General features: G+C 68.0%; 5 protein-coding genes. 2 read left to right on the forward strand and 3 right to left on the reverse strand.

Features of this window, described 5'->3' with window-relative positions; all coding sequences use genetic code 11:
- Positions 1 to 380 precede the first annotated feature (380 nt).
- Entirely contained in the window at positions 381 to 3,944 is a 3,564-nt protein-coding gene (rpoB, locus tag CRD59_RS06330) for a DNA-directed RNA polymerase subunit beta (RefSeq protein WP_113853845.1), read from the forward strand.
- A 110-nt stretch (positions 3,945 to 4,054) separates the two neighbouring features.
- Positions 4,055 to 8,245 carry a DNA-directed RNA polymerase subunit beta' gene (locus CRD59_RS06335; RefSeq protein ID WP_236632775.1) on the forward strand — a complete coding sequence of 1,397 codons (4,191 nt, stop codon included), beginning with the start codon at positions 4,055 to 4,057 and terminating at the stop codon, positions 8,243 to 8,245.
- Between the two features lie 19 nt (positions 8,246 to 8,264).
- Here the strand turns inward: CRD59_RS06335 and CRD59_RS06340 are convergent, their stop codons facing one another.
- From CRD59_RS06340 to CRD59_RS07980, 3 genes are read right to left on the reverse strand one after another with little or no spacing between them, the layout of a single operon-like run.
- A complete protein-coding gene (locus CRD59_RS06340) occupies positions 8,265 to 10,748 on the reverse strand; it encodes a transglutaminase-like domain-containing protein (protein ID WP_113853846.1) in 2,484 nt (827 codons plus the stop codon).
- Complete coding sequence (locus tag CRD59_RS06345; protein WP_161522297.1) at positions 10,745 to 11,977, reverse strand: DUF58 domain-containing protein; 1,233 nt, start codon at positions 11,975 to 11,977, stop codon at positions 10,745 to 10,747. Before CRD59_RS06345 ends, CRD59_RS06340 begins: the two co-directional genes overlap by 4 nt.
- 29 nt (positions 11,978 to 12,006) lie before the next feature.
- Positions 12,007 to 13,143, reverse strand: a complete 1,137-nt coding sequence (locus CRD59_RS07980) for an AAA family ATPase (protein WP_161522298.1) — start codon at positions 13,141 to 13,143, stop codon at positions 12,007 to 12,009.
- Positions 13,144 to 13,188: the final 45 nt, after the last annotated feature.

Here is a 13,188-nt window from a genome sequence, read left to right on the forward strand (position 1 = left end):
AAGAGTGGTGAGACAGAGTGAGATGAGACTAGGGGGAGCGGCACATAGTGTGTCGAGCGGGGTCGACGACGGCGTCTCAGACCTGAGCCTTGGTCGGCCGCGTCGGAAGGGTCGGCGGGTGGGCAGAAAAGCGGCTGTGCGGCCCGTACGTCGGACCAGGCATGGGGGCCGGCCCGGGCGGCAGGGGGCGCGCTTCTGCCGCTTGCGAACACCGGTGGAGCGTGATAGACTGAAGTCTTTGTATGAGGTGTGTCATATAGCGGGCATGCGTCATCGAGGAAGCGCCCGCGAATCGGCATATGGCGGCTGTCGTGGCGTTTGCTCCTGGGGTTACGCAGAAACGAATTATCGAGTACGGCGAACGATAAGGAAAGTCCATTTTGGCTGCCAAACAAGCGGTGACATCTAGTACGAAAGTCCAAGCACGCGCCGACCAGGAAGCGATCAAGCTCCACAAGGCCTCGGACCGCGTGAATTTCGGGTCCATCAAGGAACCCATCGACGTGCCCTACCTGCTGGGCGTGCAGACCGACAGCTTCGACTGGCTGATCGGCAACGAGCGCTGGAAGCGGCGCGTGGAGGAGGACGAGGTCGCCGGCACCCACGTGGTGCCCCACGTCTCCGGCCTGGACGAGGTGTTCCAGGAGATCTCCCCGATCGAGAACTTCGCGCAGACCATGAGCCTGACCTTCTCCGACCCCTACTTCGAGGAGCCCCGGCACACGGTCCAGGAGTGCAAGGAGAAGGACTACACCTACTCCGCGCCCCTGTACGTCAACGCCGAGTTCGAGAACGGCGACACCGGCGAGATCAAGAGCCAGACCGTCTTCATGGGGGACTTCCCCCTGCAGACGCCCCACGGCACCTTCATCATCGGCGGCACCGAGCGCGTGATCGTCACCCAGCTGGTGCGCTCCCCGGGCGTCTACTTCGACCGCACGCCCGACCGCACCTCCGACAAGGAGATCTTCGGCGCCAAGATCATCCCCTCGCGCGGGGCCTGGCTGGAGTTCGAGATCGACAAGCGCGACGTGCTCGGCGTGCGCGTGGACCGCAAGCGCAAGCAATCCGCCATCGTCTTCCTGATGGCCATCGGCATGTCCAAGGCCGAGATCCGCAAGGCCTTCAAGGGCTACCCGCTGGTGCTCGACGCCCTGGAGAAGGAGCCGATCGAGACCCAGGACGAGGCCCTGACCGACCTGTACCGCAAGATCCGCCCGGCGGACGCCGCCTCGCCCGAGGCCGGCAAGAACCTGCTGGAGTCCTTCTACTTCAACACCAAGCGCTACGACCTGGCGCGCGTGGGCCGCTACAAGATCAACCGCAAGCTGGGGCTCGAGTCCGACTACAACGACCGCGCCCTGCACCCCGAGGACATCGTCTCCACGATCAAGTACCTGGAGACCCTGCACGACGGCGGCGAGACCTTCGCCGGCACGCGGGACGGCCAGGACATCGAGCTGCGGGTGGACGTGGACGACATCGACCACTTCGGCAACCGCCGCGTGCGCCAGGTGGGCGAGCTGATCCAGAACCAGCTGCGCACCGGCCTGAGCCGCATGGAACGCGTGGTCCGCGAGCGCATGACCACCCAGGACGCCGAGGCGATCACGCCCCAGTCCCTGATCAACATCCGCCCCCTGAACGCGACGATCAAGGAGTTCTTCGGGACCTCCCAGCTCTCGCAGTTCATGGACCAGAACAACCCGCTGTCCGGCGTGACCAACAAGCGCCGCCTGTCGGCACTGGGACCCGGCGGCCTGTCGCGCGACCGCGCCTCCATGGAGGTGCGCGACGTGCACCCCTCCCACTACGGCCGCATGTGCCCGATCGAGTCCCCCGAGGGTCCGAACATCGGTCTGATCGGCTCGCTGGCGACCTTCGCCCGCGTCAACCCCTTCGGCTTCATCGAGACCCCCTACCGCAAGGTGGTGGACGGCCAGGTGACCGACGACGTGGTCTACATGACCGCCGACCAGGAGGGTGAGCACACCATCGCCCAGGCCAACCAGGAGCTGACCGAGGACGGGCACTTCGTCGACGACCAGGCCCTGGTGCGAAACGCCGAGGCCGAGGCCACCGATGTGCCGATCGACGAGGTCGACCTGATGGACGTGTCCCCACGGCAGATGGTGTCCGTGGGCGCCTCCCTGATCCCCTTCCTGGAGCACGACGAGGGCCACCGCGCCCTGATGGGCACCAACATGCAGCGCCAGGCCGTGCCGCTGGTCAAGTCCGAACGGCCCCTGGTCGGCACGGGCTCCGAGTGGCGCTCCGCCGTGGATTCAGGCGATGTGATCCTGGCCGACAAGCCGGGCGTCGTCACCTACGTGTCCGCTGACATGATCCGCGTGATGAACGACGACGGCACGCAGTCGAGCTACCGCCTGGCCAAGTTCCAGCGGTCCAACCAGACCAACTGCTACAACCAGGTGCCGCTGATCAAGGACGGAGAGCGCGTGGAGGCCGGGACGGTCCTGGCCGACGGCCCCGCCACCCAGAAGGGCGAGATGGCCCTGGGCAAGAACGTGCTCGTGGCCTTCATGCCCTGGAACGGCTACAACTACGAGGACGCCGTCATCATCTCCCAGCGGTTGGTGCGCGACGACACGCTGTCCTCCATCCACATCGAGGAATACGAGATCGACGCCCGCGAGACCAAGCTGGGCGCCGAGGAGATCACCCGCGACCTGCCCAACGTGGGCGAGGACGCCGTGGCCAACCTGGACGAGCGCGGCATCATCCGCATCGGCGCCGAGGTGGAGGCCGGCGACATCCTGGTCGGCAAGGTCACGCCCAAGGGCGAGACCGAGCTGACCCCCGAGGAGCGACTCCTGCGCGCCATCTTCGGCGAAAAGAGCCGCGAGGTGCGCGACACCTCCCTGCGGGTGCCCCACGGCGAGACCGGCACGGTCATCCAGATCAAGGAGGTCACCCGCGAGGAGGCCGAAGAGGACGGCGACGAGCTGCCCAACGGCGTCAACCGGATGATCCGCGTGTACGTGGCCCAGCACCGCAAGATCACCCAGGGCGACAAGCTCTCGGGCCGTCACGGCAACAAGGGCGTCATCTCGCGCATCCTGCCCGAGGAGGACATGCCGTTCCTGCCCGACGGCACCCCGATCGACATCATGCTCAACCCCCTGGGCGTGCCCTCCCGAATGAACCTGGGACAGGTCCTGGAGCTCCACCTCGGCTGGATCGCCCACGCCGGATGGGACATCTCCCTGGACCCCGACCTGGAGGCCGAGTGGAAGAAGTACGTGCCCCAGGGCGCGGAGAAGGGCGAGCCGGGCACCCCGGTGGCCACCCCCGTGTTCGACGGCGTGCGCCCCGAGACCATCAAGGGGCTGCTCAAGACCACCCTGCCCGACCGCGACGGCGAGAAGCTGGTCGGCGAGGACGGCAAGGCACAGCTCTATGACGGCCGCACCGGCGAGCCCTTCCCCAAGCCGATCTCCGTGGGCTACATGTACATGCTCAAGCTCCACCACCTGGTCGACGACAAGATCCACGCCCGCTCCACCGGACCCTACTCGATGATCACCCAGCAGCCGCTGGGCGGCAAGGCCCAGTTCGGCGGCCAGCGCTTCGGCGAGATGGAGGTCTGGGCGCTCGAAGCCTACGGCGCCGCCTACACCCTGCACGAGATGATGACCACCAAGTCCGACGACGTGGACGGCCGCGTGCGGGCATACGGCGCGATCGTACGCGGGGAGAACCTGCCGCCGGCAGGCATCCCCGAGTCCTTCAAGGTGCTCCTCAAGGAGATGCAGTCGCTCTCCCTGAACGTGGAGGTGCTGAACGCCGAAGGCAACGTCATCGAGATGAAGGACGAGGACGACGACCCGAGCGAGGGCAACGACCTGGGCTTCAACATCGGCGCCCGGCCGGACGCCTCCGCCAAGGCGGACCAGTCCGCGCCCCAGCCCGAATTCCAGTAAGGCCGAACCGATCACGGCCGCCGGAGCGGACCCGCAAGGGCGCCCGGCGGCCCCCGAGAGTCGAATAGGCAGCCCACAGGCTGCAAGGATTTGAAAGACAGGACAACATAGTGCTGGACGTCAATGCATTTGACAAGCTGAGAATCGGACTGGCCACCGCCGACGACATCCGCGGCTGGAGCTACGGCGAGGTCAAGAAGCCCGAGACCATCAATTACAGAACCCTCAAGCCCGAGAAGGACGGCCTGTTCGGCGAGCAGATCTTCGGGCCCACCCGCGACTGGGAGTGCGCCTGCGGCAAGTACAAGCGCGTGCGCTTCAAGGGCATCGTGTGCGAACGCTGCGGCGTGGAGGTCACCCGCTCCCGCGTGCGCCGCGAGCGCATGGGCCACATCGAGCTGGCCGCGCCCGTGACCCACATCTGGTACTTCAAGGGCGTGCCGAGCCGGCTGGGATACCTGCTGGACATCGCGCCCAAGGACCTGGAGAAAGTCATCTACTTTGCGGCCTACATGGTCACCAAGGTGGACGACGACCAGCGGCACCAGGACCTGCCCGACCTGCAGGAGGAGTTCGACAACGAGATCGGCCAGCTGGAGAAGAAGCGCGACCTCGAGATCGACAAGCGCTCCAAGAAGCTGGAAGAGGACCTGGCCGAGCTCGAACAGTCCGACGAGGCCAAGGGGAGCATGAAGACCCGGCTGCGCAACGGCGCCGAGCGCGACATGACCAACATCCGCAAGCGCTACGACGAGCAGATCCAGCGCGTCACGGCCGTCTTCGACCGCTTCAAGGAGCTCAGGCCCGGCGACATGGAGGGCGATGTGGACCTGTGGCGGGAGATGGAGGACCGCTACGGCGACTACTTCGAAGGCTGCATGGGCGCCGAGGCGATCAAGAAGCGCCTGCAGGACTTCGACCTGGAGGGCTCCGCCAAGGAGCTGCGCGAGGAGATCGCGACGGGCTCCGGCCAGCGCAAGGCCCGCGCCCTCAAGCGCCTGAAGGTCGTCAACGCCTTCCTGACCACCGGCAACAAGCCCGAGGCCATGGTCCTGGACGCGATCCCCGTGATCCCGCCCGACCTGCGACCCATGGTCCAGCTGGACGGCGGCCGGTTCGCCACATCCGACCTCAACGACCTCTACCGGCGCGTGATCAACCGCAACAACCGCCTCAAGCGCCTGATCGAGCTGGGTGCGCCCGAGATCATGCTCAACAACGAGAAGCGCATGCTTCAGGAAGCGGTGGACTCGCTCTTCGACAACGGACGGCGCGGCCGCCCGGTCACCGGCGCGTCCAACCGCCCCCTCAAGTCCCTGGCCGACATGCTCAAGGGCAAGCAGGGCCGGTTCCGGCAGAACCTGCTGGGCAAGCGCGTGGACTACTCGGGCCGCTCCGTGATCGTGGTCGGCCCATCCCTGCGCATGCACCAGTGCGGCCTGCCCAAGCCGATGGCCCTGGAGCTGTTCAAGCCCTTCGTCATCAAGCGGCTGGTGGACATGAACTTCGCGCAGAACATGAAGTCCGCCAAGCGCCTGGTCGACCGTGGCGACGCGGCCGTCTGGGGTGTGCTGGAGGAGGTCATCTCCGAGCACCCCGTGCTGCTCAACCGCGCACCGACCCTGCACCGCCTGGGCATCCAGGCCTTCGAGCCGATCCTGGTCGAAGGCAAGGCCATCCACCTGCCGCCGCTGGCGTGCGCGGCCTTCAACGCCGACTTCGACGGCGACCAGATGGCCGTCCACCTGCCGCTGTCCGCGGAGGCGCAGGCCGAGGCCCGTTCGCTGATGCTGGCTTCCGACAACATCCTCAAGCCCGCCGACGGCCACACCGTGACCATGCCTTCGCAGGACATGATCCTGGGCCTGTACTACCTGACCACCGTCGTTGACGGCGCCAAGGGGCAGGGCCGGATCTTCTCCACCATGGCCGAGGCCCGCATGGCCCTGGATCTGGGCGAGATCGACATGCAGTCCAAGATCCTGCTGCGCGTGCCCGCCGACTTCGTGATGCCCAAGGACTGGGAGCCCGGCGAACTCAAGGTCGTCGACCCCGAGCCCGGCAGCCCGGACGTGGTCAAGGAGGAGGTCCTGAAGGACGGCTCGCGGCTGTTCGCGACCAACTTCGGACGCATCCTGTTCAACCGGACGCTGCCCGTGGACTACCCGTTCATCAACGAACAGGTGGCCAAGGGCAAGCTGGCCGGCATCGTCGACGACATCGCCACGCGCTACTCCACCGCGCAGGTCGCCGCCTGCCTGGACGCGCTGAAGGACCTGGGCTTCACCCGGGCCCCCTGGTCCGGTGTGACGATGGCCTTCTCCGACATCATCGTGCCGCCCGACCGGTCCGGAATCATCAAGGACTACGAGGGCCAGGCGGCCAAGGTCAACTCCCAGTACGACATGGGCCTGCTGACCAACGAGGAGCGCCGCCAGGAGCTGATCAACCTGTGGACCGAGTGCACCGATAAGGTCGCAGACGCCATGCGCGACAACTTCCACGACAACAACAACGTGAACATCATGGTGCAGTCCGGAGCCCGTGGAAACTGGATGCAGATCCGCCAGATCGCCGGCATGCGAGGCCTGGTGGCCAACCCGAAGGGCGAGATCATCCCCCGACCGGTGAAGTCCAACTACCACGACGGCCTGTCCGTGCTCGAGTACTTCATCTCCCAGCACGGTGCCCGCAAGGGTCTGGCCGATACGGCGTTGCGTACCGCCGAGTCGGGCTACCTGACCCGCCGACTGGTGGACGTCTCCCAGGATGTGATCGTGCGCGAGGAGGACTGCGGCACCAAGCGCGGTCTGGCCATGAAAGTGGCCGAGCGCGACGAGAACGGCAAGCTGGTCCTGGTCAAGGCGGCCGACGGTGGTCCATACTCCCGTCTGCTGGCCGAGGACGTGCTCGATCCCAAGGACGGCAAGACCGTGCTCTACAAGCGCGACGACGCCCTGTCCATGGATGTGCTGCGCGACCTGGTGGCACACGGTGTGGAGGAGGTCAAGGCCCGCTCCGTGCTGACCTGCGAATCCACCCGCGGCGTGTGCGCCAAGTGCTATGGCTGGTCCCTGGCCACCATGCGCATGGTCGACGTCGGCGAGGCGGTCGGCATCGTCGCCGCCCAGTCGATCGGCGAGCCCGGCACCCAGCTGACCCTGCGTTCCTTCCACTCCGGTGGTGTGGCGTCGGCCTCCGACATCACCCAGGGTCTGCCCCGTGTCACCGAGCTCTTCGAAGCCCGCACACCAAAGGGCGAGGCTCCGATCGCGGAGTTCCCCGGCAGCGTGAAGGTGGAGGACACCGACCGCGGCCGCCAGGTGACCCTGACGCCGGACGACGGGACCATCGAGCCCCTGACCTATCCGGTGACGCGCCGCGCGCCCATGCTCGTCAAAGACGGGCAGCACGTGGACGCAGGCACCCAGCTGATCGAGGGTTCGGTCGATCCCAAGAAGATCCTGAGGATCCTCGGCCCCCGCGCCGCGCAGGTGAACATCGTGAACGAGGTGCACACCGTCTACCGCTCCCAGGGCGTGGACATCCACGACAAGCACATCGAGGTCATCGTCCACCAGATGCTGCGGCGGGTCACGGTCATCGACTCCGGTGACACCGACCTGCTGCCCGGCGAACTGGCCGACCAGGCCAAGTTCAAGGCCGCCAACATCAAGGCGGTCAAGGCCGGCGGCAAGCCCGCTGCAGGACGCCCCGAGCTGATGGGCATCACCAAGGCCTCCCTGGCCACCGATTCCTGGCTGTCCGCCGCCTCCTTCCAGGAGACGACGCGCGTGCTCACCGAAGCCGCCCTGAGCCAGAAGGTCGATGACCTGAAGGGTCTGAAGGAGAACGTGATCATCGGCAAGCTGATCCCGGCGGGAACCGGCCTGGCGCGCTACCGCAACGCCAAGGTGGAACCCGACAAGGCCATCCGCGACACCATCTACCCGAACTTCGGGCTCGGTGGCGAGGAGTCCGGCGACCTGTCCGATGCCGACCTGTCCGATGTGGACTTCTCCGGCCTCGACTTCGGCGAGCTGAAGCTGGGCGACGATTTCAACCCCGACGACTTCCTCAACGACCAGGGTGGCCAGTCCAGCCTGGATGCCAACGGCGACCTGCCGTCCAACGGGTCGACCGCGGATGATGAAGAGGCCGTCAAGGCCGATCAGGACCAGCAGGCCGCCCAGGGGTCGAGTGACCTGGGCTTCACCGACGCGCAGAACAAGCAGTCCGGCGACGTCAAGAAGGCGGGTTCCGGCTCGAGCGAAGCCTCCTTCTCTTCGGCCGATCAGTGATCCTGTCATAGGACCCGGATCAGGGGCCCGCCTCCAGCGTATGAACGCCGGGGCGGGCCCCTCGCCGTATCCGCCGGGGCAGGTGGGCGGCGGCCGAGTGGGCGGGGAACAGCCTGGCCTGCCAGCGCCTTGCAGGCGGGGCGCCCAAAAGCAGGCTTTCGCCTATCCGGTCCACTGCGGCCCAGGCGCGGGCGGCCATCGGGTCGGTGCAGGCGTGGCCGCTGAAAGCCGCCCGATCCGCCAGGGCGGCGAGGTCGGTCAACTGTGGGCCGGGCCTCCCGTCGTCGGCCGATACGGTCGCCGGGCCTGGGTGCAGGGCCGCGGCGATGGCCCGCGCCTGTCGGCTGCGACTGCCCGATGCATCGACCCCGCGGAGCCGGGCCAAGCCGATCAGCCGGTCCCAGGCGTTCAGGATGCGCCTTGAGGCCGGGCCCTCCTTCCGGGACGAGCGCAGCCGCCTTCGGCTTGCGGCGGCAAGATACCAGACCAGGGAGGTGCACAATCCGACGGGAATGACGGCCAAGGCCATGCGGACCGCATACCGGCCGTAGCGTTCCCAGGTGGACGGGTCGGCAGGGGGATCCGAGGCACCTGCCGGCGCCGAGGACCCTCCCCAGCCGGGTTCGGTTTCCCGCAAAGGAGCCGCCAACGGGGGAGGGGGCCGTCGGACGCGCCCGGAGCGCTCGGCAGCCCGGGCCAGGTCCGGCTGCGGCCGCCGGCTGGCGGGGGGAGAAGGGTGGAAGGCCACCCAGCCCAGGCCCTGCAGGCTGATTTCCACCCAGGCCTCCACCTGATCACCGGTGAATACCGTGCGGTCGGAGGGGTCCGGCTGCGCCGGGAGACGGCGCTCGGCATCGATGACGCCCTCGGTGTGGGCGGGCGTGAATCCCATCACCACCCGGGCCGGCAAACCCTCCCGGCGGGCCATAAGCGCCAGCAGGGAGGCGTACTGCTCGTCGTCGCCGATCATCCCCTCCGGCTGGAGCATGGCGGCCAGCCGGTGGCTGCCATGGCCGGCCGGGGAGGGGTGGTCACCGGCCAGACCGTGTGAGAACCACCCCCGGGCCCGTAGGCCGTCCGCCAGCGCCAGCGCCCTGTACCCATCGGCGCCGTTCGAGCGGCCGGCCAATTCGTCGGTGATAGCGCTCACAGCCTCTGGCACATGCTCCGGTGGGGGCAGAGTGACCCGGTTCGCCCCTGCGCGGGCTATCGCCCTGCGTGACGGAGGGGGCGCGGGAGCCCTTCCCTTTTCCAGGTAGGAACGTGGGCTGGCTGCACCCGAATCGGTGATGCCTGTGGCCGATGCCGCCTGATAGTAGGCCTGCTCCGCAGCCAGACCCCGAAAGCGGCCGAAGCCCGCCGCTTGCCCGGCCGTGGGAAGCAGCCCGGCCTCCACGCGGGGATCGACTTGGAAGGTGGCCTGGAAGTAGCTGCCTGCGGGCTGTGGACAGGTGGATTCCGTCAGCCCGGCCCCGGTCAGCCGACGGTAGCTGCCTCCGGGTTCGCCTGACGATGCACGGGAGGTTTTCCAGACCTGCCCGTCGAAGGTGTCCATGGCCGCAAGCCGGACCGGTGTGCCGTCCGGCAGTCCCCGGACGGTCAACAGGGATTCCTGCCGCAGATCCTTCCGCCAGGCCCGGTATCCGCTCAAGGGGCTGGTGCCTTCCAGGATCGTGGCAGGCGGCAGATAGTGGTCGCGCAGGACCCAACGGTGGTCTGCCGGCAGGGCGGAGGCAGCGAGGGCGAAGCCGGATGAAAGAGCCAGACAGACCAGTTTGGACACCAGGCGGCCCCGTTCCATCTCCCCGCTGGACCAAGCGGCCCACAGGAGGAGCGCGGTGGCCGGGGGCAGGGCTGCGGTGGCCGGATGCCAACCGGCCCGGGTTCCCAGCAGGATGCTGATGGCCATAGTCGTCAGGGGGCAGGCCGCCGCTCCGGCCAGGCTCCAGGCGGCCCCGGCCCTTCGGCCGGCCCGCAAGGCCATGCGCCCACCGATGAAACCGGTCCACAAAAGCAGGGTCCACAGGGCCATGCCTCCGCCGGACTCACGGCCCAGGGGAGGCTCGAGGGCGGCCAGGAGTTTGAACGCCGTGATTGAGCTGCGCCAGCCGGCGCGCAGGAGATCCCAGGATGGCAGAAAACCCCACAGGCGCCTGCCGGGCATGGCCAGGGCGGGCCCCAGAATGGCCTGGGAGCCCAGCAGCAGGGCGACTTGGGTAGGTCCTGCCAGCCGGGGCAGACGGGAGCAGGCGGCGGCCAGTCCGGCGAGAAGGGCCGCTGTGGGGGCCAAAGAAAGCCAGATTGTCCAGGTTCCGTACACATCCGCCAAGGCGAGCGAGGCGATCAGGTTGACCGTTTCGAAGGCCGCCAGCGACAGCTGCGCCCGAGCCGCAGCAATCAATCGGCGCTGGTGGGGGCCGCCAGGGCCGTCACAGGATCGGAGCGTGAGAACGTGCGCGGATCCGGCCGTGGGCTCGGCAGGCGCGGCAGCCGGGCCCTTCACGCCGGCCCTCCAAGCAAGCGGGGTAGCTGTGACAGGTCGGTGATGTGCATGGCGGAGCCATCGGCCAGGGCGGTCGTTTTCGTGCGATGCAGGTCGGCCACCAGCACCCGGATGCGTCCATTGCCCCGGTGGATGCCGTCCAGCCGGCGGATGAGCGCCGGGGGCGATCCGGTCGAGCCGGTCACCGCCATGACGGGTGCGCTCGGCGCTGAAGTACGGGCTCCGCCAAGGATTGTTTCCGATCTGCGCAGTGACTCATCGCCCGGGGGGTCGTCGCCGTCCCAGACGATGGTGCTGCACCGGTCCAGCCATCCGTCGACGCCGGCAGGCCGCCAGCCAGGGTCGTCCGCCAGCGTCAGCGGATTGGAACCCGCTTCCATGTCCCGGCCCAGGGCCGCCAGACCCAAGGTCGCTAGGATGCTGACCGCCAGTTCGAACTCGTCTGCGTCAGCATAGGAGGTCCGCCGCCTGTCCAGGTGGAGGAGGAGGGTTTCGTCTGTCTCTGACTCGTAGAGACGGACCAGGAGCCGGCCGGTACGGGCCAGGCCGGCCCAATGCAGGCGCCGCAGGTCATCGCCGGGCCGGTACTCACGCAGGCTGTGCAGGTCCCGTCCCTGCTCCGAGCGGCCGGGTCCGCCGGTCGCGCCTTCGGCCGACCCTCCCAAGGCGGATGGGGGCAGGGGGACCGTCCTGGGATGGACGTGTAGCCTGATGGTCGGGGTGAGCGGTCGGACCGTGGCCGCCAGGCCGAAGGGGTCGCCCCGGCGCAGAAACACGGGGCCCAAGGGTGCGACACCCCGGGACCCGGCATGCAGGGTCCACCGGTGTTCGGCCTTGTCGCCAGGGCCCAAGGGTGGCAGCTCCCAATACACATGCTCCCGTCCGACACGGATCATCACCAGCGTGGCGGGCATCCGTCGGGACCCGTTGTTGACGGCAGTGACGGTGGCCAGGGTCGAAGAACCGACCGTCAGCGCGCGCTTGCACAGGCTCAGGCTGGCGTCCGGTCCGGACCTCACGCAGGTCATGGCGAGGGCCGTCGTCAGGAGGCCGGCTCCGGCGGCAGAGGCAGCCAGCAGTTCCGTCCAGCCCAAGGGGAGATAGGCCAGGGCGGCCGTCGCTGTCAATACCGCCATGCCCAGACCCAGGGGGCGCAGCCGGCTTGCAGGGAAACGGTCCGGTTGACCGTCGGCAGGGGGATGGGGGGCCGCCCCCATCCCTGCGGTCATATGTCGCTGCTCCGGGGGCCGGACCGCTCTCATGCTTCCTCCCCGCCCGGGGGGACCGGCACCGCTGAAGCGGCGGCATCCAGGGCCTGATGGCGGTCCACGCCGTCCATCCTAGCCTCCTGGCCCAGACGGATGCGATGGGCCAGGGCCGGGTCCAGCAGGTCCTGAACGTCGTCCGGCGTCACGTAGTCGCGTCCCTGCGACGCCGCCCAGACCTTGCAGCCGCGCACCAGAGCCAGGCCGCCCCGGATGGAGGCGCCCGAGGTGATCAGGCGGCTATGGCGGGTGGCCTCCAACAGGCGCGTGATATATTCCAGTATCGGCTCTGCGCAGTGCACGCCTACCGCTGTGTTCCGTAAATTCGACAGTCCCTTGCAATCGATGATGGAATCCAGTGAATCGGCCCGGTCGCGTATGTCGGCCTGGCGGAGGACCTGCATGCTGGCCTGCCGTCCGGGCGGCCCCAGGGAGGTGACCAGCATGAAACGGTCGAGTTCGGCCTCCGGGAGGGCATAGGTGCCCAAGTGACCGTTCGAATTCTGGCTGGCGATGACCAGGAAGTGCTCGCCCACGGGGCGGCTGATCCCATCCACACTGACCCTGCCTTCCTCCATGACCTCCAGGAGCGCGGACTGGACCTTGGGGGAGGCGCGGTTGATCTCGTCGGCCAGCAGCACGGGTGTGAAGACCGGTCCGGGGCGGAAGGAGAAGCTGCCGGACGCCTGGTCGAACACAGTGACCCCTAGCAGGTCGGAGGGCAGCAGGTCCGGTGTGAACTGGACGCGCTTGAGCCCCAATCCCAGGGCATGGCCCATGGCCCGCGCCAGCTGGGTCTTGCCTGTGCCGGGCTCGTCCTCCAGGAGTATGTGGCCGCCGGCAATCAGGGCGGTCAGGCACAGGCGTATGGCCCGTTCCTTGCCGATCACAACCTGGCCCACGGCGTCCAGCAGCGCATCGAAGGTCCGGCGGAAGGCCCCGACATCGCCGGGGGTGGTGGTCGTGTGGCGTTGTCTTCCGTTCCTTTCCGGGCCTGGGTTCCTGGGGTCGATGGCGGCCTGTTGCCGGTCGGACCAGGGTCGGGTCCCATCGGGCAGAGCGGCGTCGTTGGCAGCCGTTGCCTCCTCCCGCTGGCCGCCGATACGGGTTGATGACCAGCTTTCGCCCACCAGTGTGCGGTCGCTGTACGGTTCCTGCCGCAGGGGCGGTCGAGG

Origin of the sequence: Bifidobacterium xylocopae (assembly GCF_003315615.1) — a bacterium.
GTDB lineage: Bacteria > Actinomycetota > Actinomycetes > Actinomycetales > Bifidobacteriaceae > Bombiscardovia > Bombiscardovia xylocopae.

Coding starts and splice junctions, on each gene's coding strand:
- CRD59_RS06345 (WP_161522297.1), bottom strand. CDS start 11,977: ATGACCGCAGGGATGGGGGCGGCCCCCCATCCCCCTGCCGACGGTCAA.